This is a genomic window from Ktedonobacteraceae bacterium, assembly GCA_035653615.1.
Taxonomy (GTDB): Bacteria; Chloroflexota; Ktedonobacteria; order Ktedonobacterales; family Ktedonobacteraceae; genus DASRBN01.
This window is the reverse complement of the sequence record DASRBN010000035.1, coordinates 308036-329306: the sequence shown is the minus strand read 5'-3', so window position 1 is coordinate 329306 and position 21271 is coordinate 308036. Positions and strand designations below refer to the sequence as shown.

Below are 21271 nucleotides of genomic sequence, written 5' to 3'. Positions count from 1 at the left end.
CGGCAACGCGCGCGGCTCCCAGGGCAACTTCAACACGGCGAAAGGCTTCACCGGCCAGTATAACGACCCCTTGACCGGATTGGACTATTACGTCTCGCGCTACTACGACCCGGTGGTGGGTGTTTTCCTCTCGGCGGATAAGGTGCAGGGGAACCTGCCGGGGATGGACCCCTATACCTATGTCGGGGGGAATCCTGAGACGAAGAGTGATCCAACCGGCCAGATGATCGAGGGACAAAACAACGAGTACGGTAATATCGATTCGCAGGGCAATCTGCACATCTGGGTGCAGTACCCCTCCTATGGCAACGGGCAAGGCTACCTCTATCACACCTACTTCTATACCCGTGAGCAGCTTCAACAGCCGGATTCTCAGCCGCCCCCTTCTCCTCAAGGAGACTTTTGGCAGCAGACCTTGGGATTTTTCGACATACTATTGAGGAAATGGCTGGTTGAGAGCAATATAGATACATCTTGTGGCTTTTACATGCTGAGTTTTACACCCTCAACCAAGGTCGCTACATCGGAGGGGGAAAGGGCTATTGGCTCCTTACATGCAGGGGAAAAAGTCTGGGCCTATAATTCCAGGACGCACAAAATGGAATGGGAACCAATTGTCCATGTGTGGATCAACCATGATGATGACCTGGTCGATGTCACCATTACCTCTACCCTACGTTCCCAACACGGTAAGCCAGCTCACGCGACCAATGAGGTGATCCATACCAACAAGAAGCATCCTTTTCTGACGCTAGAACAGGGCTTTGTCCCTGTCTCGCAACTAGGAGTAGGGATGCACGTGGTAAATGCAGAGGGCGGTATCGGTACCGTCACCCGTTTGAAGACTGTGCCAGGGATCATGACGATGTACAACCTGGAAGTGGCCCAGGACCATACCTATGCGGTCGGAAAGGGCAACTGGATTGTCCATAACTGCAGTGTCCCCATGTCGTCGTTCGATAATCGTTTTGCAGGAATGGGTGGCGCACCTTATAGCGAACTAATCACACTGATCCCAGCAGGGGCTAGATTCCTTCCATTCAAGGGTGAGGGAGGGATGCAAGGGTTTAAATGGGTCTGGAACGAAATAGGCCCAGATGGCTTATCGTATAGATACGAATTAAGAATGCACAGCCCGGATCCTAGAGCTATAGCAAACTATCCCGATTCAAATGCTGCACAGGGCTGGACCTGGCGTCTACAAAGATCCGGCGGAGTTGATCCAACAAATCCGAAGTCGCAAGGAAAAGGTACTTGGTTCATGGATGCAGAAGGAAACTGGTATAAGCAGGGTCAGATGACTGAGGAGGAAATTAATGCGACACATATTCCTATGGGCACTCCAACTCCAGAGGATATACAAATGCTAGAGGATCTCTTTGGCCCTCCGTCTTCCCCATGATGTATATCGTCTCAGTATAGCTGAGACGATATTCTATGAAAGGATCAAGAGAGAAGCACTGCTTCTCTCTTGATCCTTTCAGTATTGCTTTCAAGCTTCTTCTCCCCAGCTATGAAGCCCTTCTAATTCATCAGAATAGAGTAAAGTAATTTCTATACTAGCTGCCGCTAAAAAGTATTTGCGAGGAGGCCTTTTTATCCACTGAGGAAGTCTCTCCTCCAAACAATAGATTCGTGCATCAGGAAGCATTTCTGCATAGACTTGAATCTCAGCAGCCTCTTCGTCAGTCGCCATCCGCCAATAAAACTCTTCCTCAAAATAGGTTGGGCATGCTATATAAGTAATGCTATATAAGCGGATTTCTACATTGTAAGCCTTGGGAAATCCTCTATCTCCCGTAATGAGTAGGATGAGAATATTATCTCCCTGTTCAAACGCTTTCAAGTAAAAATAAAACATCCCCAATTTATTGATGTCAAGAATGTTCCAGGATTTTCTAATAGCCATATTGCTCCTCCTCCTTCAGAGATTACATACACCACCAAGAAAGCGTCCTCAGTTCCAATTCTTGCCCGGCATATGAGGCAAAAATAAAATGACTGACGTAGGTGTAACTCTTGACAGAGTGTAGCAGATGAGCAATGACTGGTCAATAACGGTTGGAGTAGTACTCAGGGCTTTCCAATGCTAGCCGATAGGGATGAAAATGCTGCTCAGCCGACGCAATTTTTACTTACCAGCTCCTGCTCGGTTTTTTAGCATTGGAAAGCCCTGGTTCCGGCTTGACCCGCTTGACCTCTTTCCGTTATAGTTGGTGCGCATACAACCATTATTTGGATGAGGAATATGATGAGCGAGCAACGAAAAAGCATTTACCTGGGATTGTTACTCCACAATCACCAGCCGGTCGGCAATTTCCCCTGGGTATTTCAGCAGGTCTACGACGAGGCCTATCTGCCAATGATAGAGGCGCTGGAACGCCATCCTAAAGTACGCCTGTCGCTGCACTACACAGGTTCATTGATAGATTGGTTAGAAGAAACGCATCCTGATTTCCTGCAACGAGTAGCGAAACTGGCGCAAAGCGGCCAGGTCGAGATTGTCAGCGGTGGCTACTACGAGCCGATCCTGCCCTCCATCCCCGATAGCGACAAAATCGGCCAGATTCGCCGCTTGACGGAACGTATCCAGCAAGATTTTGGCGCGAGCGCAAGCGGCATGTGGATCGCCGAACGCGTCTGGGAGCCTGGCTTGCCGCGCCTGATCCGCGAAGCAGGCATCGAATGGACGATTCTGGACGACATACATTTTAAAAATGTGGGCTTAGAGGACAGCGATCTCTATGGCTATTATGCCACCGAAGATCAAAGCCCTGTCCTCAAAGTCTTCGCCACCAGCAAGGCCATGCGCTATACCATACCCTGGCGCCCGGTAAGTGAGACCATTGAAACGCTGCGCTCGCTCGCCACCATCGACGGCAGGCGCATCATGGCAATGGGCGACGACGGAGAAAAGTTCGGCAGCTGGCCCGGAACCCAGGAATATTGCTGGGGTACCAATTCCTCCAAGGGCTGGGTAGAGCAATTTTTCACGGCGCTCGAAGAGAATAGCTCCTGGTTGCACACCATACCGTTAGGCGAATACGCCCGTACCTATCCGGCGCTGGGCCGCATCTATATCCCCACATCCTCGTATATCGAGATGACGGAGTGGGCCTTGCCCGCCAAAAAATCGTATCTATTCGGCAAGTTGCTGCACCAGTTAGAGGATGAGAAACGCGATACCATCCTCCAATTCATGCGCGGCGGGTTCTGGCGCAATTTCCTCGTGCGCTATCCTGAAGTGAATAACCAGCACAAAAAAATGCTGCGCGTGCATGACGCCGTCTATGCTGTTGAAGCCGGTGAAGAGACCGGCCTGGTACAGTTGTGGAAGGCCCAGGCCAACGATACTTACTGGCATGGCCTCTTTGGTGGCATCTACATGGGCCACGTGCGCTCGGCTATCTACCACCATCTGATCAAAGCCGAGAATGCCGCCGACCGCGTCCGTTTCGGCACCGGTCACTGGCAGCGTTACGAGTTCACCGATTTTGACCGCGACAGCCAGAACGAACTGATCATCGAGAGCGATACGCAAAATCTCTACATTGACCCCCATCGCGGCGGTACGCTCTTTGAGTGGGATGTGCGCCGCAGCGAACATAACCTGCTCGCCGTCATGACCCGCCGCGAAGAAAGCTATCACCAGACGCTGCGCGAGTACGAGCGAGAACGGCGCAAGAACCTGGCCGCGACAGCCGCCAGAGCCCTCACAACCCGGGTCGAAAGTGAAAGTGCTGAGCCAGAATCCCCCCATACCACTATACGCACGAAAGAACCCGATCTCGACCGCTTGCTGGTCGTCGATCCCTATCGCCGCACCAGCCTGATCGATCATTTCCTGGCGCCCGGCACCACCCTGTCACTCTTCGCTGAGGCTCGTTTCGAAGAGCAAGGAAACTTCGTCGAACAACCCTATCATGCTGAAGTACACCAGCATGAAGAGGGCATAAGCATCCTTCTAGTACGCGATGGGCACGTTCGACGCCCTGGAGCTTTATCCCCTATTCCGGTGCGTATCAGCAAAATGCTCTTCCTGCCGCCTGGCAAAGAGCAACTGGTTGTTCGTTATACCATCCAGAATAGAGGGGAAGCACGCCTACAAACGCGCTTCGCGTGCGAATGGAACTTGCATCTCCTGGGAGGCGGCGGCAATGACCAGGCCTATTACCATGTCCCTGGGCGTGTCCTCGATAATCAGCATTTCGACAGCACAGGCGAGGTTCCCGGCGCCAACAACTTTCACATCGGCAATCGCTGGCTCCGGCAAGACCTGAAGTTTTCGCTGAGCGAGGCTGCTACGCTATGGCGTTTCTCCATCGAAACGGTAACCGGCTCCGAGGCCGGCTTCGAGCGCAACCACCAGGGCAGTTGCCTGGCCCTGTTATGGCCGGTAGAGCTTCATGCCGGCCAGCATTGGGATGTTGAAATTAATTGCACCGGACAACCCCTTTAGACAGTCAGGAAAACCCGTAAAACCTGTGTAGGCCCTGGTTTTCTGGCCGTTTGTATGGTATAGTTCTAACAACGCCTATTGTTGATCTGTAGGGGCGTACCACGTGTTGGATCAGTCCGCACGCTACTGGTCGCCCGCTTTCGATGATCAACAATACGTGAGCGTTAAGAAGCCGCGTTGACTCCCAACTGTTTTCCAGTTGCAACGATGGCACCAAGCAATAGCTCTAAATGTTGTAACACGTAGCAGGTGCATGTCTTCATGCTTCTCTGAGAGGAGAATCCTGCCCGTGCCCTGCTACAAGAGCGAAAAGGAGTTACCTTCATGGCTCGTGTCGCATTTGAACACGTCTACAAGCGATTCGGCAAAGTTGAAGTCGTCCACGATATCAACCTGGATATCAAGGACAAAGAGTTCCTCGTACTGGTTGGCCCCTCCGGCTGTGGCAAAAGCACCTGCCTGCGTATGATCGCCGGCCTGGAAGATGCAACCGAGGGCCTCATCTACATTGGCGACCGGGTGGTGAACAATGTCGATCCCAAGGATCGCGACATCGCCATGGTTTTCCAGAACTACGCCCTTTATCCCCACATGACCGTCTACGACAACATGGCCTTTGGCCTGAAACTGCGTCACTTCCCACAGCAAGAAATTAAAAAGCGTGTGGAAGACGCGGCGGAAATCCTCGGCCTGCAACAACTGCTCAAACGCAAGCCCAAAGAGCTTTCGGGCGGACAGCGCCAGCGCGTCGCGTTAGGTCGTGCCCTGGTCCGTTCCGCGCAAGTCTTCCTGTTGGACGAGCCGCTCTCCAACCTGGATGCCAAGCTGCGCGTCCAGACGCGTGCTGAAATCTCCAAGATTCACCAGCGCGTCAAGACCACGTTTGTCTATGTCACACATGACCAGACCGAGGCGATGACCATGGGAACCCGCATCGCCGTCTTGAATGCCGGTGTCATCCAGCAGTTGGGCGCGCCGCAGGAACTGTATGATCATCCCTCCAACCTCTTTGTGGCCGGTTTCATTGGCTCCCCTGCCATGAATTTCTTCCCTGGCGCCCAGGTAGTAGCGGATGGCAACACAACTCGAATCGTCATTCCCGACGTAGGGCAGGTCGAGGTTCCGCCGCTGTACGTCGAGCAGACACGAGCCGCGGCTGACAAAAACCTGACCTTCGGCATACGGCCAGAACACCTGGAAGATGTCTCATTATTGCCTGAGAATGCCCGCACCGGTTCGGTTCTTCAAGGTCCCGTCGATGTTGTGGAACATCTTGGCAGTGAATTGCTTGTTTACATGACTGCCGGCGGCAAGAATATCGTCGCTCGCGTCGATCCGCGTTCCCATGCGCATCCCGGCGGCGTCATCGCGCTGCACGTCGATAACGAATACATCCACCTCTTCGACACTGATACAGGAGCAGCGATCTATTAATCGCCCTGATTGGTAAGAAGGTGCGGGGAGCGAGCAGGTATGATGCCTCTCTCGCTCCCCGCCGCTTTTTGGAATGCGCTACTATGACTACTAAAACACCTCTCCCGTAGCGCGTTGTATAATAAAGGCCGGAGTGGTTGGGCTATAGGGAACTTTAGGAATGGAAACGAGATAAGAATGGTAACTTTGGCATCTGCCGCCGACCCCACCTATCGTCGCGAACTTGGCAATGGGCTTGTTCAACGCTGGTCTACTCAAGCGGATACGGAAAAGATTGCGCAACTGTGTGGGATAGTCTTTCGCGATAAAGAGAATGACCCATCTAATAACTATATGCTGACCTCTGTGCGTGGGCAGATGAGTGGCGATCATCCCCTGATGGGGCCAGGCGACTACGCGGTAATCGAGGATACAAGCAAAGAGGGCAATCCCATTATTGCCTGCACCTGCCTCTGGCGACGGCGTTGGGAGTACGAAGGCATCGCCTTTGATGTTGGGCAGCCCGAATTTGTTGCTACCCACCCGGACTATCGCAATCGTGGGCTTATACGCAGGCTATTTGAAATGGTACACGCCCGCAGCGAGGCTGAAGGGCATCTTGTGCAGGGCATCACCGGCATTCCGTACTTTTACCGCCAATTTGGCTACGAATACGCGCTCGATCTGGAAGGGCGCAGGGTCACCTATAGTGCGCTCATCCCCAAAGCGCAGGAGTCTACCCCTGAGCCATATACACTGCGAGCGGCCACATTTGACGATATTCCCCTGCTCATGGAATTATATAATCGCCAGCAGGCGCGGAGTATGGTCTGGTCGGTTCTCTCAGAGCGCTTCTGGCGCTACTATCTTGATGAAACGGAAGATCCGTCTGCATTAGGCAAGCAGATAGCAATCAAAATGATCATTGATACTGTGGGTGTGGCGCAAGGGTACGTTATGTTTGCAGATCGGCGCTGGGGCAGCAGCCTCAATGTGTATGCATTGAACATTGTTGCAGGCGCGAACTGGCAGGCGATTGTGCCGTCACTTCTGCGCGCCCTGCAATCGTATGGTATACAGTTGCCTGATGCAAAGCCGGGTGTGCCGCCTTTCAATGCTCTCAGTTTCTGTTTGGGGAGCGCGCATCCCCTCTATGAGGCGTTGGGTGAGGAACTGGCCCCGTTTTACGAACCGCCCTACGCGTGGTATATTCGTGTCCCTGATGTGCTGGCATTCCTGCGTCATATCGCTCCTGTTTTAGAGCGACGCCTGGCAAACTCTGCGGCGGCATCCTTCACGGGCAAATTCACCATTGATTTCTTCCGTGGCGGCTTGAGCATAATTTTCGACAGCGGGCGTATCAAACAAATCGAACCATGGCGCGCGCCACTCTACCAGAGCGATGCTGATGCGATCTGCCCCGCGCTGGTCTTTTTGCAATTGCTCTTCGGCTATCGCAGCCTGGACGAATTGCGCTATGCATACCCCGACGTGCGTGTCGAAAAACCTGGCGCCGGCGTAGTGCTCAACGCGCTCTTCCCAAAGAAATTCTCCTGGGTACCAGGATAAAATCGAATACTCTATAATCGAATACTCTATAATAGAATCACCTGTTGTTAGCAAAGGAATATCCACAATATGAAGCGAGTGCTGGCCTTACAACATTGTTGGGATGATCCACCTGGGTATCTAGGCGAAATCCTGCAAGAACACGACATCTATTGCGAAACCGTCAAGGTCGAAGAGGCCCCCGTGCCTGAAGATGTTGCGCAATATGATGCCATCATTTCGATGGGCGGCCCGCAGCATGCCGCCGACGATGAACACTATCCCTACTTTGTTCCCGAAAAAGCGCTCATTCGCCAGGCCGTTGAGCTGGATATTCCTTTTCTAGGGGTCTGTCTCGGCGGCCAGTTGCTCGCCCACGCCCTCGGCGCTCCTGTCAGGCGTCACGACATGATCGAACTTGGTTTCTTTCAGGTGGAGTTCACGCCCGAAGGGAAAACCGATCCGCTCTTGCAGGGTTTGCCCGGCTCGCAGCTCGTCTTTCACTGGCATATGGATGTCTTCGACATTCCGCAAGGCGGAGTCAGGCTGGCTTCCAGCGAGAACACGCTTAACCAGGCATTTCGCATCGGGCCAAGGGCTTATGGCCTGCAATATCACGTCGAACTGACCCCCGGCATGTTCAATACCTGGTTCCAGTACCCCGATTATCGCCAGGAAATCATCAACATATTAGGCCCCAATGCGCCCGCGCTCCTTGAGCAACAGCGCGACTTGCACTACTCGACATATCGCCAGCATTCGCGCATCATGTTTGAGAATTTCCTGCGGATAGCGGAACTGCTTCCAGTGGCAAGCGATCGCCCAGCAGCGTCTCCAGGTAAGGCGTGACGTGCCAGTAGTTTTTCAGCTTGATATATTCCTGGACGAATTGCGCCGTATCCTGTTGCCCGCGTTTGACTGCCCGGATCATCAGATTTTTGTCCGTATGTTCGGGCGAAACAAATTCAACCACGTCGGTTTTGTAGCCCAGCATGCGCAGGATGAGCGCTCGAAAAGCGTCCGTCAGGATGTCGCCCATGCGCTGCTTCAGAATGCCATGCCGGAAAACCGGCTCGAACGGTTCCACAGCCTGCAGCTGCTTCTGCAAATGATGGTGGCAGCAAGGCGCGCAGAGAATCAGCCGCGATTGCCAGCGAATGCCCTGCGCAATCGCCTCATCCGTTGCCGTATCGCAGGCATGCAAGGCCAGCACGATATCGGGTGGTACGTCAGGCTCGTAATCGATAATCGACGACCTCTGGAAACAGGCATCTGTATATCCTAACTGCTCGCTTTCGGCGTTATCTTTCTGAATCAAGGTCTCATTGACATCGATCCCTACCAGGCGCGCCGGAATGCCACGCACATCATTGAGATAATGATAGGCCGCGAACGAGAGGTAGGCCGAACCGCAGCCACAATCAAGGATATTGACCGGCGTCTTCTCAAACGCATCCAGTTCTTCAGTATGCTCAAGCAGCTTGAGAAACTCGTTGATCTGGGAAAATTTGGCATGCATGCCGGGCCGGATTTTTCCCAGTGTATCCATAATGCCCACCGCTTGCAGGAAGGCATCGGGCCGCTCCGCGGGCAGGGGCAACTTTTTGCTCGCGTCATGGGCAAGGTCTGGTTTCTGGCCGGGCGTGTCAACTTTCTCCACCTGTACAACCGCCTGTCCCTTTTTATTCAAGTGAACACGCAGGATTTGATCTATGGCCTGAGCGGTGATGCTGCTGAAAGGCAATGCCAGCACTTCATCAAGTTTCTCACCGGCCTGCACGCCGGAATAGTTCCTGGTAATATCCTGCTTTTCCGTAAAGTACGAAAATTGCAGGTGGCGCTGCCTTTTGATCATGACCGGTCGCACGATCACCTGCCGCCAGGGCATCGCCTTTCCCTTCACGGTCAACCGCACGAATTTTTCTTCGTCCAACGCGATGCGTTTTATTTGTTCTTTATAAGTCTCTGTCATACCATCATTTTACAACAAAGCGTCATTTCTTATAGTTTTTCAATTTTTTTGGAGATTTCCCATTTCATTTCCGCTCTGTTTCTGCTATACTTGCTCACAAATGTCTCATCTGATCTCCGTAGGGGTAGGCACTGTCCCCACGGGAACACCGGGACAGGCACCAGGCACTGTCCCTACAGGACGGGTGAAGCTGGGTCACTGCAAGGAGCATTCGACATAGATGTCGCAACATAAAACGAGTCGGCGGAAGCATAGTACAACGGAAGCACATATACCATTCAAAATTGTAGGCTATAGCATTGCTTGCGAGCGACATATTCACCGCAATGAAGATAGCTTTATCATAGAAAAAAATAGCGGTCTTGCCGCGGTATTCGATGGCGTTGGTGGTAGTGCCGCCGGTGAGATCGCCTCGCGTACCGCCGCGCGTGCTACCCGGCAGGCCTGGCGCCAGGCTTTACAAGAGGTGCGCAAGGGCCGCAATGTTGATAGTTACCTCGAAAATTGTGATACCACCGATTTTTGTTTATTGCTGCAACATTTGATCGAAAAAGCCGACGATCTCGTGCGCACCGAGGGGGCGCGGCAGGCAGGAACCGATGACCTCGCCACTACCGTTGCGCTTGCCGCGCTCTGCCGCCAGAGCGCGAAAAATGAGTATACAATGGTCTATGCCCATGTTGGCGATAGCCGCGTATACCTGTTGCGCGAGCACGAGACTCTCAAACGCCTGACCGTTGATGATGGCTTATTGGGCAGGCTGGTAGAAAATTCGATGGTGAGCGAGGAAGATGCCCACCGTATCGACCAGGCCATGCATGTCGAGGATCTCTCAGACCTTGAATTTAGCTACTTCCGCCTGCGCGGTGGTATAACGCAGGCCCTGGGTGGCCCTACGCCCCCAACTATTCATGCCGAACAGGTCACTATCATTCCCGGCGACCGTATCCTGCTCTGTACAGATGGCATCCATGATAATCTGACCGATGCGGAGATTGAAGACATCTTGCGCAACGCGCCCCGCCAGACCGTCGCGCGGCGCTTAGTGGAAAAAGCGCTACTCCGCTCCCGCCAGGAACGCCAGGATACCATTCGCGCGAAACCCGACGATATGACCGCAATTGTCATGACTTGCCGCTTCTAACCTGCAGGCTCCAGGACAGGCACCAGGCACTGTCCCTACAGTCCATTCCAGGCATAGACCGTGTCGGGCTTCACACCAGGACTGTTGTATGCCAGGGTAATCAGTTCGTGCGCGGTCAGTGTGATATTGCGGAAATCCCCCGAATATGGCTTCCCATTGACCCAGACTTGCCAGCCGTTCGTCGAGGCCAGCTGTGTGGGGAACCCCAGGGACGAAAAGTGCGTAGACCATTCATCGAAGAAATTCCCCAGCGTATAATCTTTCTGCGTGGGGGACTCGATATGAATGACTCCGGTTGTGTCGTGCGTATGCAGCCAGTAGTAGCAAGAACCATCAGAAGCAATGCCCATATTTGCCGGAATCGGGCTGAGCGAGCCATTGATGTAAATCGACAAATGAGCATGAATATGGTAGACCGTTTGCTCCAGAGCATCGCAGTAAATATTATCTACCGGCGGGTAAGCCGAATTAACGACCGTCTCAGTTGATGAAGCCTGATTCTGTTGATTATAGATCACGAAGCCGGCGATTGCCGCGAGAATAATGATACCGGCGCCAACGAAACTGAACAGGGTAATACGCCCTGAGCGCCTATCCCGTTGCAGTTGCTGCTGTTTCTGCTGCTTCGCGGCCTGCTGAGCTGCCCGGCGCGCACTCGGTTTGCCCTGTACCCTGGCGGACTGCCCATTAGCGCCATCCTGGGCAGATGGCTTCGTTACACTTCCGGTATTCTGTTTGGATGCAGTACTTCCGGTGCTCTGTTTGGAGACAGCATTCTGAGAACGTTGCTTACTATTACTTGTACCTGTCTTACTTGTTTGCTTCGGCATGAAATACAACCCCTTAAAAGCTTGCAGTAGCGAGATTATTCCATCCACCTTTATACCGCATGCTGGCTAATAAATCAATACTAAATTGTAAAATTTCTATAAAGTGAGATCAGCCAGTCGAATCGTCCTGCTTTCACCCCATGTGGCCTCCCATTCACAATGCTGCTCCACCATCTTCTGCTGAGATACCGCTAACCCCTCATCCTGCCCTTCTTCCCCTACTGGAGCCTGGCAGAGCAAACGCAATGCATACCGCTTCTCATCCACCACCCTGCACTCCACATGCAACACATACTTTCCCCACGGCAGGGGGCCGATACGATAGCTTGCGCCCGCTCTACGCAGCTGCTGCGGCAACACCGGCTGCACAGTAAGATGGCCCGCCTCTTCCGCTCGCAAACCCAAGACATAGCGCGCAATCAAATCGACGCTCAAGGCGCCCCAACCGTAGCCCTCGATACCGGCGTTCACATAGTCGATAGCGCCCCATTTACCGCTCGTAATCGTTCTGCGATACTCTCGCGTGACTCCCGGTATATTACCATATTCGTCCAGTGTGCGAGCATCTGTGCTGCGATATGAGCTGTCAATGAAGCGATAAGCCATTTCAGCAGCTTCAACCGGCATCCCGGCGGCGCTGGCCGCGCCGATCATGGTCATGACAATCGGCGGCCAACCAAAAGGCGCGACGAACCGCGCTTCCTGACGAGTTTGCGCCAGAACCGGGCGTAGTTGTTCGATCTGTCCCCAGCCCGCGGCTCCACAAAAAATGGGCGCGAGGTGCATCGGGTCGCGTTCTGTTGACCACTCGCCCGTCACCGAATCATAGTCGCGAAACCAGCCATCCTGCCACATCTGGCGCGTCTTCACCGTAAATTCATCTGCGATCCTTTGCCATTCTGCCGCGTCCTGCGCGTAGGAATAGACTTCCTGCTCGCCTGCTACTTCCCCCTCTGGAATCTGCGCATCCCCTGTCATGGCGGCATTGGTAAGTAATGTCGCCCAACGTGCCAGAATAGTCGCGCTCAAAGCCATGCTCGCCTGAAGATCAACCGGTCGCACGTGTTCGATGATCGTCCCGCCCGTCTGTTGCGGCCCGAAACGGCTTGACACATCCTGGCCGCTCTCCCACGAACAGGCATAGACCATCCAGCCCTCGGCATCGCGACGCGCATCGAGCCACCATCGAATATACGCCACTGCTAGCGAGTAGAGACGACGCAGCCAGTTCAGGTCGCCCGTGTGCCGGAAGAGCTGGTCGCAGCACCACAAAGGATAACCCCATTCCGGCGCGGTACCACAGATTTGCCCATCATCGGCCACCATATTGTAGCTGCCATCCTCGCGCATACATGGTAAATTGGGCCGTGGCGAAGACTCGAAATGGCCCAGGATGACTTCAGCAGCCAATGCAGGGTCGGCATAGCTCAGGAAAAGGGTATCCATGGCAGCCTCCGCAAGCACTGTGCGCGGGGCCTGAATTTGCATGCCATCCCAGGGTGTCGGGATGATACCGGCGGGCGGTCGAATGGTCATGCGCAGCGTCTCTAGATCGTAGACAAATCCACGCTTCCAGTGGGCAGGCCAGTCGCCGCTCAGTTGAGGCGCGTTCTGCCAGAAGGCTTCATCGTCTTCGCGATGCCCGGCCTCGGCAAGCGCGATCTCTTCAAGGCCATCTTCCCAATGCTTGTAGGCCGAATCCTGCGAAACGCCGCGTGCCAGGACAGCATTCAGCACACAGCTCGATGATCGCTCTGCTAACGTCAAGGTACAGGGCAAGGCCAGAGTCCGCACCTGCCAGCCGGTATCCTGCTGTCGCTGCGTAATATTCGGCGTGGGTACAGCTACACCACGTGCCCATGCCGAGACATCCTCAAGTGAAACGACATACGCCATCCCTCCCCACGTAATCGGCGTATCGCCCGCGGCCCGCGCTCCATGGATAAAAACATCGCCCTCGCTCGCCAGACCAAGCATACCACAGCCAACCTGCCGATTTTCCAGCGCGTAAAGCCCATGTTCCCACAGCCGGCTGGTAGCAGGATTATGCGTATGCGCATGAATAAGGTAACAGGTAACGGGCAGTGGCAAATCCGCGCTCGTTGCCAGGTTGAGTACGCATCCCAGCGCATGCTCGCTGACAAGAAAATAGCGCGCTGTCAGTGTAAGATGGAACATTGGCACGTGGCAGCTATACTCAAAGCGGTTTTTCGTATGCAGGTGGCTGGTAATCGTGCATTTATACCGCCGAAAGTCTTCCGGTGTCACAAGCACCATATCGTATATCTTCAGGCCAATCGTGAGGTGAGAGGTATATTGGAACTGGTTGTTGACATAACTACCAAGATTAGGTACATGCCAGCCCATGCCAAGTGGTGGTAGCGAACGCAAAACCCCACTCGGATTAAGTTTCCACGCATGATAGGGGTTGTCGAGGTAACCATGAGGGGTAAAATCGTCATGTGGAACCATACAATACTTGCCTTCCTGGATACCGGTCATGCCATAAAAAGATATGACTGCATTGTACAGATACCAGGTGGGCGAGGTCAATACCTGCTTTCACCTCTTCAGCGAGGCGAGATTGACTTTGTCTTCCCCCTCTTGTACAGTATCATCAGAGAAAGGCTAGCCGGGCCATGTCTTTCATAGCATAATTGTATTGAAAATGGAGCCATGAACCTGGCTGCTTGATGCTTCCTCTTATCTTATGGCCTGGACATCGTTGTTTGAGTTTCTCCACAATGGCGAAAGGAGCAGAGCTTCTCATGAAGACAATGGACAGCGACATTAAGGATGAAGTTTTTGTAGATGAGTATACCGGTGGACTGATTGGACCCAGCCTGGGATTTGCGGCGACGATCAAGGATGGCGGCCACATTCGCTGTGTCGTTCCGCCTGGCTGCTGGGGACCCATGATCACGCCGGAGTTCCGCGGTGGGCACGAAGTCACGCGCCCGGTTGCCGTGGAGGGAGCGCGCGTGGGTGATGCGCTTGCCATCACCATCGAGTCTATGCGCGTGCTGTCGCTGGCAACCTCCTCCGGCACGATGGTGACCAACAAGGCCGCCTTCGGCGACGATCCGTTCGTCGATAAAAAGTGCCCGGGCTGTGGCACAGCATGGCCCGCGAGCCGTGTCGAGGGAACCGGTGAGAACAGCATCCGTTGTGTGAAATGCGGTACAGTTGTCAATCCGTTCGGCTTCGAGGAGGGCTATACCATCGTCTTCGATCATGATAGCCAGGTCGGCCTGACGCTTGACGCCGCCAATGCCCACGACTTCGCGCAGCACGCCCGCGAAGTTGCCGCCCTGCCGCCCAATGCTCGCCAGCATCCCATCCTGTTATTTGAGCCACACACCATTCCCGGCGTGCTTGCTCGCCTGCGCCCATTTATCGGCAATATCGGCACAACGCCCAGCGCCGATCTGCCGGATTCGCACAATGCAGGGGACTTTGGCAATTTCCTCGTCGGAGCGCGTCACCCCTATGGCATGACATTGGAAACGCTCAATCGCGTCAAGACCGACGCGCACCTCGATACCAACGAAGTGCGTCCCGGCGCCATTCTGATCTGCCCCGTCAAGATCGACGGCGGAGGCGTCTATATCGGCGATTGCCATGCCAATCAGGGCGACGGCGAATTGGGCCTGCATACGACCGATATTACCGCCGAGGCCCGCGTGCGCGTCAACGTCATCAAGAACCTGGCGCTAGATGGTCCCATTCTGCTGCCGGTGGCGGAGGACCTGCCATTCATCACCCGCCCTTATTCAAGGGAGGAGCTGGAAGCAGGCGAGCGCCTGGCTCAGCGCTACCATGTGCAATTGCAGCGCAGCGTCGGCCCCGTACAATTCATCGGCACCGGCCCAACCCTCAATGAGGCCACCGATAATGCCATCCAGCGCGCCGGCGAGGTGTTGCATATGACGACGGCTGAAGTGCGCAACCGCTGTACCATCACCGGCGGTGTAGAGATTGGCCGCCTGCCCGGTGTCGTGCAGTTGAACATGCTTGTACCCATGGACAAACTCGATGCCATAGGCATCGGCAGCTATGTCCGCCAGCAATATGGGTTGTGATACAATCGAACATTTTCTGGTTGTTATGTTCCTCCTTCAGGAGAGAGGAACACAACAGCCTCGTCTATTTCAATGATGGGGGAACCATGCATGTAAGGGTTGCAATATACGGTGCGGCGCGCGTCATCATCGGCCAGCCACTCGTCGAGCTATCGTTTCATGCTTCCTCCATCACCCTTGGACAGCTATTGGAAGAAATGAGCAAGAGGTTTCCCCGTGCCCGTCCATACTTGCTGGATGAAGCCGGAAAGCTGCCATCCTACATGCGTGTCCTTATCAATAATAGGCGCCCGGACCCCGATGCTACCCCTGCTACAGCGATTCATGATGGCGACCATGTCGCTCTCATGGTAGCTGTGGCAGGCGGAGTTTATGAATCTGGTGAAAGGCTCGAATCCTCTTTCTTAAAGAAGGGAATGTACATTCATGACAACAGTACCCTACGAGCGCGTTGACCACGCCATCGAGCAAGTCACGCCCACCATTCAACGTATTGTCAGCGACGTGTGGCAGTTCTCCGAACTCTCGCTCCAGGAGGTCAGGTCGGCACGGCTGCTCATGCAGGTATTGCAGGAAAACGGGTTTAGGATCACCAGCAGAGGCACTGCCGGCGTTCCCACCGCCTTCATCGCCGAATATGGCTCCGGCACCCCCATCCTTGGCTTCCTGGCTGAATATGATGCCTTGCCGGGTCTTGGCAATGAAGCCGTGCCATATCGCGAGCCGCGCAAGGACGGCGTCAGTAGCGGACACGGCTGCGGTCACAATCTCCTGGGGGCCGGTTGCGTTGGTGCTGCTATTGCCCTGAAACAGGTTATGGCCGAAAACGCTATTCCCGGCACCATTCGTGTCTACGGCTGCGCCGCTGAAGAGACCGAAGGCGCGAAGGTCTACATGGCGCGCGAGGGACTGTTCCGCGACCTGGATGTCGCGCTGCACTGGCATCCCGGTCCGCTGGCCAGGGTCAGTAATTACCGATCCACAGCCGTCAATCAGCTCAAAATCGAATTCTTTGGCAAAAGTGCCCATGCCGCCGGAGGCCCCTGGCTTGGACGCAGCGCCGTACATGCCGCCGAACTCTTCGCCCACGGACTCAATCTCATGCGCGAGCATCTCGAACCTACGGCTCGCATGCACTATATTTATGAAAGCGCCGGTATGGCCCCCAACGTCGTTCCCGATTATGCCAGGCTGATCCTCTACATCCGCGATAGCGACCGCCCGCGTGTAGAAGCTACCACTGCCTGGGTGAAACAGGTCGCCGAGGGAGCCGCCCTTGCGACCCAAACCAGCGCTAAAGTTCTCGTATATACCGGCCTTTACGATCTCTTGCCGAACACACCTCTCGCCGCCCGTATGCAAGAGCACCTTGAACGTGTCGGCATTCCGGCATATACTGAAGAGGAGCAGGCATTTGCCAGGGAACTCCAGCAAAACATCGGAGTTGAGCCAGAGGGCATGACATCGGAGACGCATCCGCTCGGCGATGAAAACTTCTTGATGGGCGCATCGACCGATGTAGGCGATGTCAGCTGGAACGTGCCCACAATGGGTTACGGCATGCCCACCATGCCGCTGGGAGTCGCGGTGCATACCTGGGCAGCCACCGCCTGTCACGGCATGAGTATTGGTTTCAAGGGGGCGCTTCAGGCGGCAAGGGCGCTGGCGCTGGCGGGTCTGGACGTTATGACGGATGCGGAGTTACGCCAGGCGGCCCGCGATGATTTTGAGCGCCGTGTCCGCGAGCATCCCTATGTCTCGCCGCTGCCAGCGGAGTTGAAGCGCCCACTCGGCATTCCAGCATGGCTTGACGATGCGGCTATAGCGGAAGCTTGATGGAAAAACCACAGGAGGTACAACCTATGGCGGTCTACATCGTCGCAGAGCAAGAAATTATTGATCCAGAGGGCTATCGTGAATACCAGAGGCGAGTAGTTCCAACTATACTCCAGTATGGCGGAAAAGTCCTCGCCGCCGGCAAACCGGTTGCTATCATAGAAGGCAACTGGCATCCAAAGCGAGTGCTGATCCTGGAGTTTGAAAGTCTCGAGCAGGTCAATCGCTGGTACAACTCGGAAGAATACACGGCAATAAAAGATATCCGCCTGAAATCGGCCCTTACCCAGGGCGTGGTAGTACAGGGGCTTCAGTGATGGATATCGTGCAGGAGGTCTTGCGAGCGGAACATCGCATCCGGCTTTCCATTCGTGAGACGCCGCTTGAGCATTCATTCTCCTTGAGCAAACAAACGGGAAGCCAGGTGTATTTGAAACTGGAAAACCTGCAATATACCGGCTCGTTTAAGGTGCGCGGGGCTATGAATGCTCTCCTCTCGCTTGCACCACAACAAAAGGAAAAGGGCGTGGTGGCCGCGTCTTCCGGCAATCATGGCATCGCCGTGGCTTTTGGATTGCATACACTCAAGATGCATGGCACCATTTTTGTGCCTGAAGATGCCTCTCCCATCAAGGTGAGGGCTATTCGAAGTTATGGCGCGGATATTCAGGTCTGGGGCAGCGATTGCGTGGTGACGGAGGCCTATGCTCGTTCCTACGCGGCGCAGCACGGCATGGCCTATATCTCACCTTACAATGATGAGCACGTCATAGGCGGTCAGGGCACTATCGGCGTCGAGCTATGCCGTCAGGCGGAGCATATCGACGTGGTGCTGGTGGCCCTCGGCGGCGGCGGAATGATCTCCGGCGTTGCGGCCTATGTAAAGACCGTTTTCCCGCGCGCAGAAATTATCGGTTGCTCGCCGGAACATTCGCCCGTCATGGCAAAGTCGGTGCAGGCCGGGCGTATTCTAGAGATGGAGTCGCTGCCGACACTTTCGGATGGCACGGCGGGCGGCGTGGAGCAGGATGCGATTACATTCCCACTCTGCCGCCGCCTGGTCGATGACTACATCCTCGTCACCGAAGCGGAGATTCGCCAGGCCATGCGCCTGTGCATCGAGACCCATCACATGCTCATTGAGGGCGCAGCCGCCGTTCCACTCGCCGCACTGCTGAAAACACCGCGGCGGTTCCAGGATAAAACCGTGGTGGTGATCCTGTGCGGCGCCAATCTGAGCCTGGAAACCTTAAAAACGATCTTATAGCTGCGGCTGCCAGATCTGAACGGTGGCATCCTGGCTGCACGAAGCAATCAGCTTGCCATCGGGCGACCACACAACGTTCCAGACGATATCTGTATGCCCCTTGTACGCCATGATGGTTTGCCCTGTCGTCGCGTTCCAGATACGCACCATATTATCGTCCCCACCGGAAGCAATCAGTTTGCTATCACGCGACCATGCCAGCGCGTAGATGTTATTTGCATCCCCATATCCTGTATATGTCAGCAACGTCTGGCCTGTTGTCGCGTCCCACACCTTTACTGTGTTGCCGGAAGAGACGGGGCCATTGGTACCTGCGCTTCCGGTACTTGAAACGATCTTTTTTCCATCCGGCGACCAGGCAACCATCCACACAGGCGCTCCATTGCCCTTATACGTCAACACGTGCTGCCCGTTGGAAGCATTCCAGATTTGCACGGTGCCATCATAGCTGGCCGAGGCAATATCTGTGCCATTGGGAGACCAGGCAATCCTTTGTACAGCGCTGCTATGACCCGTATAGTTCACCATTACCCTGCCGCTCGCAGCATCGCGCACCAGCACCGTACCATCCTCGCTGCCCGAAGCGATGCGTTTGCTATCCGGCGACCACGCCAGCCCTTGAATGAAACCGGTCTGTCCGGTGTAGTTCGCGATGAGCTTGCCTGTGGCAGCGTTCAACAGCGTCACCGAGCCATCGCCGCCGCCCGCGGCAATTTCTTTCCCATCCGGCGACCATGCCACCGCGAATACATAGCTGCCGGTGTTATAACTCCAGACCTGTTTTCCGGTCTGCGTACTCCAGGCTTGCACCGTATAATCATCGCTGCCGGAGACCATTTCCTTTCCATCCGGCGACCACGCTATCCCCACAACCGCCTTGCCGTGTCCATTGTATGTCAATAGCGCCTTGGAGAGCGTTGGAAAATTCGGGGTAGGGGTGGCAGTCGGAGCCATAGTCGCGGTAGCTGTCGGTCTAGGCGTGGACGCTCCAGAACCGGCGGTTGAAGCAGGCGCGTTAGAAGCGCACCCGGCAAGCAGCAGGAATACCATGCAACAGGCTCCGTGAAATACTACGCGGCGAAGATTGAGGCCATAAGCAGATAACGCAATTGGATTTCTATCCATCGTCCTTCCCTTTCATAAGCCATCTACGCGGCAATTACCGGTGCATCCAGCGTAGCATATGGATGGGAAAGCGTCATTCGCCAAAAGACGTATTTTCTCGTAGAGGGCAGTACGCGCTTGCCCTCATAAAAGATGAAGTGTCCTGGCCCTTACAATCGCGGCGGTGCGGCTATGCGCGTCGAGCTTGGAGTAAATGTGTTCGAGGTGCTTCTTCACGGTGCCCCTGGTAATTACTAATCGCCCGGCTATCTCTGAATTGGAAAGGCCGCCCGCTACGAGTTGAAGTATCTCTATTTCCCGTTCGCTCAGCGGCTCCAGAAGCTCAGAAGATACAATGGTGGGAAGGAGTGGGTCTGATGAACTGCCCGCAAGTCTGCGCCAACCGGGCACATAGTCGTTCATGAGTTGTTCCAGGCAACGGCAGCGCTCATAGAGATGGTGCGCCTCATACTGGCGTATGACATCGTGCAGGCGTATGAACCCGGCCACCGTATCGGTGAATTGTCGCTGTTGAAAAGTAAAAACGATCTGATCAATCAGCAGTTCAACCAATGTATAGTAATCGCCGAACAGTTGCGCAAGTGAAAGGGTAATCTCGGCCAGCTCCTGCGCGCGTGCATAGTCTCCCTGTGCGCGTGCCAACTCGGTCTGCACGGCCATAGAAAAAAGCTGCCGGTATGCGGATGGCGGTGTGCCTGGAGGGGTGTATCCCGGTGATCGCCCGTCTGCCTGGAGGAGCGTACCCAGGTGGTCGCCCGTGGAGAGCAGACGCAAAGAGTAGCTGAAATCTTCAAACGCTCGCTCAAGATTGCTGCTGGTGCGAGCAAAAAATCCACGCACAAAAACGGCCACAGCCAGCATGTCCGGAGCGTCAATGCCATCAGTGTGTTGTAAGCTCTCGGCGAACTGGTGAGCGGCTTGATAGTTCCCAAGCATATCCGCGATATACACAAAACTGGCGAGCGGTTCCCAGAGGCCGTGCGAGGAACCGGATGCTCTTGCCAGTTCCAGACTTTTGCACCAGATACGCCATCCCTGCGAGTACCTGCCGCGGGCAGTAAGCAAGCAGCCCAATCGATTCAAGAAATGGGTCAGATGCTGCCAATCCTGCATGCGCCGGCTGGCTCCAATGCCCAGGCGCAGTATATGCTCCGCCACAGCGGAAGTGCTGGGACGGCAAACCAGATATGCCAGCGCATGAACCAGGCGTATGATGATGACGTGCTGCGATTGCCTCCATGCCTCGATCAATGCCGCGTAAAGGAAGCGCCATTCCTGCTCCAGTTGGAGGACATCATACGTATAGCGTTCAGCATAGGCGAGGGCATAACTCAATAGATCGCCAGTAGCCGAATGAGAGACCTCCGGCACCAGCAACGCAACGCGCTCCATCTCGCTTGAAATCCACGTGGGATCGCACAAGTAAACATCATTATGAGGAAGCGCCTGTAGAGACAGCGCCTCGTGCCTGTCCTCATCCTCGACATGCCGCCGCTCCTGTAGGGACAGTGCCTCGTGCCTGTCCTGCTGCCCCGAGGAGTATTTCAAGTCGCTACCTCCAACGCCGGGATTGGCTCATTGCAAGCGTTTCTTTC

General features: G+C 54.8%; 17 protein-coding genes. 11 read left to right on the top strand and 6 right to left on the bottom strand.

All coding sequences use genetic code 11. From position 1 onward, the window contains the following. Positions 1-1402: RHS repeat-associated core domain-containing protein (locus VFA09_21025; GenBank protein HZU69769.1), on the top strand; the 1402-nt coding region annotated here is incomplete at its 5' end. Positions 1403-1492: 90 nt separating this feature from the next. Here VFA09_21025 and VFA09_21020 read toward each other — a convergent pair. Beyond that, on the bottom strand, positions 1493-1909 hold the full coding sequence (locus VFA09_21020; GenBank protein ID HZU69768.1) for a hypothetical protein: 417 nt from the start codon (positions 1907-1909) through the stop codon (positions 1493-1495). 342 nt (positions 1910-2251) lie between these two features. Between VFA09_21020 and VFA09_21015 the strand changes: the two genes are divergently transcribed. The 4 genes from VFA09_21015 to VFA09_21000 all read left to right on the top strand — a co-directional run bounded on the left by VFA09_21015 (position 2252) and on the right by VFA09_21000 (position 8269). Next, positions 2252-4459 (top strand): alpha-amylase/4-alpha-glucanotransferase domain-containing protein, encoded by a 2208-nt coding sequence (locus tag VFA09_21015; GenBank protein ID HZU69767.1) that lies wholly within the window; start codon positions 2252-2254, stop codon positions 4457-4459. Between the two features lie 324 nt (positions 4460-4783). Then, on the top strand, positions 4784-5893 hold the full coding sequence (gene ugpC, locus VFA09_21010) for a sn-glycerol-3-phosphate ABC transporter ATP-binding protein UgpC (protein HZU69766.1): 1110 nt from the start codon (positions 4784-4786) through the stop codon (positions 5891-5893). Between the two features lie 177 nt (positions 5894-6070). Beyond that, entirely contained in the window at positions 6071-7441 is a 1371-nt protein-coding gene (locus VFA09_21005) for a GNAT family N-acetyltransferase (GenBank protein ID HZU69765.1), read from the top strand. A gap of 69 nt (positions 7442-7510) precedes the next feature. Beyond that, the gene (locus tag VFA09_21000; protein ID HZU69764.1) at positions 7511-8269 is read left to right on the top strand and encodes a type 1 glutamine amidotransferase; all 759 of its coding nucleotides are present in this window, start codon (positions 7511-7513) and stop codon (positions 8267-8269) included. Here the strand turns inward: VFA09_21000 and VFA09_20995 are convergent. Next, complete coding sequence (locus VFA09_20995) at positions 8187-9392, bottom strand: SAM-dependent methyltransferase (GenBank protein HZU69763.1); 1206 nt, start codon at positions 9390-9392, stop codon at positions 8187-8189. The genes VFA09_21000 and VFA09_20995 overlap by 83 nt on opposite strands. Before the next feature lie 220 nt (positions 9393-9612). Between VFA09_20995 and VFA09_20990 the strand changes: the two genes are divergently transcribed. Continuing rightward, positions 9613-10536: a PP2C family serine/threonine-protein phosphatase gene (locus VFA09_20990; protein ID HZU69762.1), complete on the top strand. Its 924-nt coding sequence runs from the start codon at positions 9613-9615 to the stop codon at positions 10534-10536. A 35-nt stretch (positions 10537-10571) separates the two neighbouring features. Here the strand turns inward: VFA09_20990 and VFA09_20985 are convergent, their stop codons facing one another. Together VFA09_20985 and VFA09_20980 are read right to left on the bottom strand one after the other, a co-directional pair. Further along, complete coding sequence (locus tag VFA09_20985; GenBank protein HZU69761.1) at positions 10572-11366, bottom strand: hypothetical protein; 795 nt, start codon at positions 11364-11366, stop codon at positions 10572-10574. 96 nt (positions 11367-11462) lie between these two features. Beyond that, the gene (locus VFA09_20980) at positions 11463-13838 is read right to left on the bottom strand and encodes a trehalase family glycosidase (GenBank protein HZU69760.1); all 2376 of its coding nucleotides are present in this window, start codon (positions 13836-13838) and stop codon (positions 11463-11465) included. Positions 13839-14134: 296 nt separating this feature from the next. On the opposite strand from VFA09_20980, the gene VFA09_20975 reads away from it, so the two are divergent. The 5 genes from VFA09_20975 to VFA09_20955 all read left to right on the top strand — a co-directional run bounded on the left by VFA09_20975 (position 14135) and on the right by VFA09_20955 (position 18551). Continuing rightward, positions 14135-15448, top strand: a complete 1314-nt coding sequence (locus VFA09_20975; protein ID HZU69759.1) for an acetamidase/formamidase family protein — start codon at positions 14135-14137, stop codon at positions 15446-15448. 86 nt (positions 15449-15534) lie between these two features. Then, on the top strand, positions 15535-15903 hold the full coding sequence (locus tag VFA09_20970; GenBank protein ID HZU69758.1) for a MoaD/ThiS family protein: 369 nt from the start codon (positions 15535-15537) through the stop codon (positions 15901-15903). Further along, positions 15875-17284, top strand: a complete 1410-nt coding sequence (locus tag VFA09_20965; protein HZU69757.1) for an amidohydrolase — start codon at positions 15875-15877, stop codon at positions 17282-17284. Before VFA09_20970 ends, VFA09_20965 begins: the two co-directional genes overlap by 29 nt. A gap of 26 nt (positions 17285-17310) precedes the next feature. Beyond that, complete coding sequence (locus tag VFA09_20960; GenBank protein HZU69756.1) at positions 17311-17601, top strand: DUF1330 domain-containing protein; 291 nt, start codon at positions 17311-17313, stop codon at positions 17599-17601. After that, positions 17601-18551, top strand: coding sequence for a threonine/serine dehydratase (locus VFA09_20955; GenBank protein HZU69755.1), 951 nt, complete (start codon positions 17601-17603; stop codon positions 18549-18551). The genes VFA09_20960 and VFA09_20955 overlap by 1 nt, the downstream gene beginning before the upstream one ends. Here the strand turns inward: VFA09_20955 and VFA09_20950 are convergent. Both VFA09_20950 and VFA09_20945 read right to left on the bottom strand, forming a co-directional pair. Next, entirely contained in the window at positions 18546-19676 is a 1131-nt protein-coding gene (locus VFA09_20950) for a WD40 repeat domain-containing protein (protein ID HZU69754.1), read from the bottom strand. The two genes, VFA09_20955 and VFA09_20950, sit on opposite strands and share 6 nt — an antisense overlap. A 123-nt stretch (positions 19677-19799) precedes the next feature. Beyond that, positions 19800-21224 (bottom strand): response regulator transcription factor, encoded by a 1425-nt coding sequence (locus VFA09_20945; protein HZU69753.1) that lies wholly within the window; start codon positions 21222-21224, stop codon positions 19800-19802. Between the last annotated feature and the right edge of the window lie 47 nt (positions 21225-21271).

Bases quoted from the DNA above. Each gene is read 5' to 3' on its own strand.
- VFA09_21020 (HZU69768.1), bottom strand. From the start codon at position 1,909: ATGGCTATTAGAAAATCCTGGAACATTCTTGACATCAATAAATTGGGG.
- VFA09_21015 (HZU69767.1), top strand. From the start codon at position 2,252: ATGAGCGAGCAACGAAAAAGCATTTACCTGGGATTGTTACTCCACAAT.
- ugpC (HZU69766.1), top strand. From the start codon at position 4,784: ATGGCTCGTGTCGCATTTGAACACGTCTACAAGCGATTCGGCAAAGTT.
- VFA09_21005 (HZU69765.1), top strand. From the start codon at position 6,071: ATGGTAACTTTGGCATCTGCCGCCGACCCCACCTATCGTCGCGAACTT.
- VFA09_21000 (HZU69764.1), top strand. From the start codon at position 7,511: ATGAAGCGAGTGCTGGCCTTACAACATTGTTGGGATGATCCACCTGGG.
- VFA09_20995 (HZU69763.1), bottom strand. From the start codon at position 9,392: ATGACAGAGACTTATAAAGAACAAATAAAACGCATCGCGTTGGACGAA.
- VFA09_20990 (HZU69762.1), top strand. From the start codon at position 9,613: ATGTCGCAACATAAAACGAGTCGGCGGAAGCATAGTACAACGGAAGCA.
- VFA09_20985 (HZU69761.1), bottom strand. From the start codon at position 11,366: ATGCCGAAGCAAACAAGTAAGACAGGTACAAGTAATAGTAAGCAACGT.
- VFA09_20980 (HZU69760.1), bottom strand. From the start codon at position 13,838: ATGGTTCCACATGACGATTTTACCCCTCATGGTTACCTCGACAACCCC.
- VFA09_20975 (HZU69759.1), top strand. From the start codon at position 14,135: ATGAAGACAATGGACAGCGACATTAAGGATGAAGTTTTTGTAGATGAG.
- VFA09_20970 (HZU69758.1), top strand. From the start codon at position 15,535: ATGCATGTAAGGGTTGCAATATACGGTGCGGCGCGCGTCATCATCGGC.
- VFA09_20965 (HZU69757.1), top strand. From the start codon at position 15,875: ATGACAACAGTACCCTACGAGCGCGTTGACCACGCCATCGAGCAAGTC.
- VFA09_20960 (HZU69756.1), top strand. From the start codon at position 17,311: ATGGCGGTCTACATCGTCGCAGAGCAAGAAATTATTGATCCAGAGGGC.
- VFA09_20955 (HZU69755.1), top strand. From the start codon at position 17,601: ATGGATATCGTGCAGGAGGTCTTGCGAGCGGAACATCGCATCCGGCTT.
- VFA09_20950 (HZU69754.1), bottom strand. From the start codon at position 19,676: ATGGATAGAAATCCAATTGCGTTATCTGCTTATGGCCTCAATCTTCGC.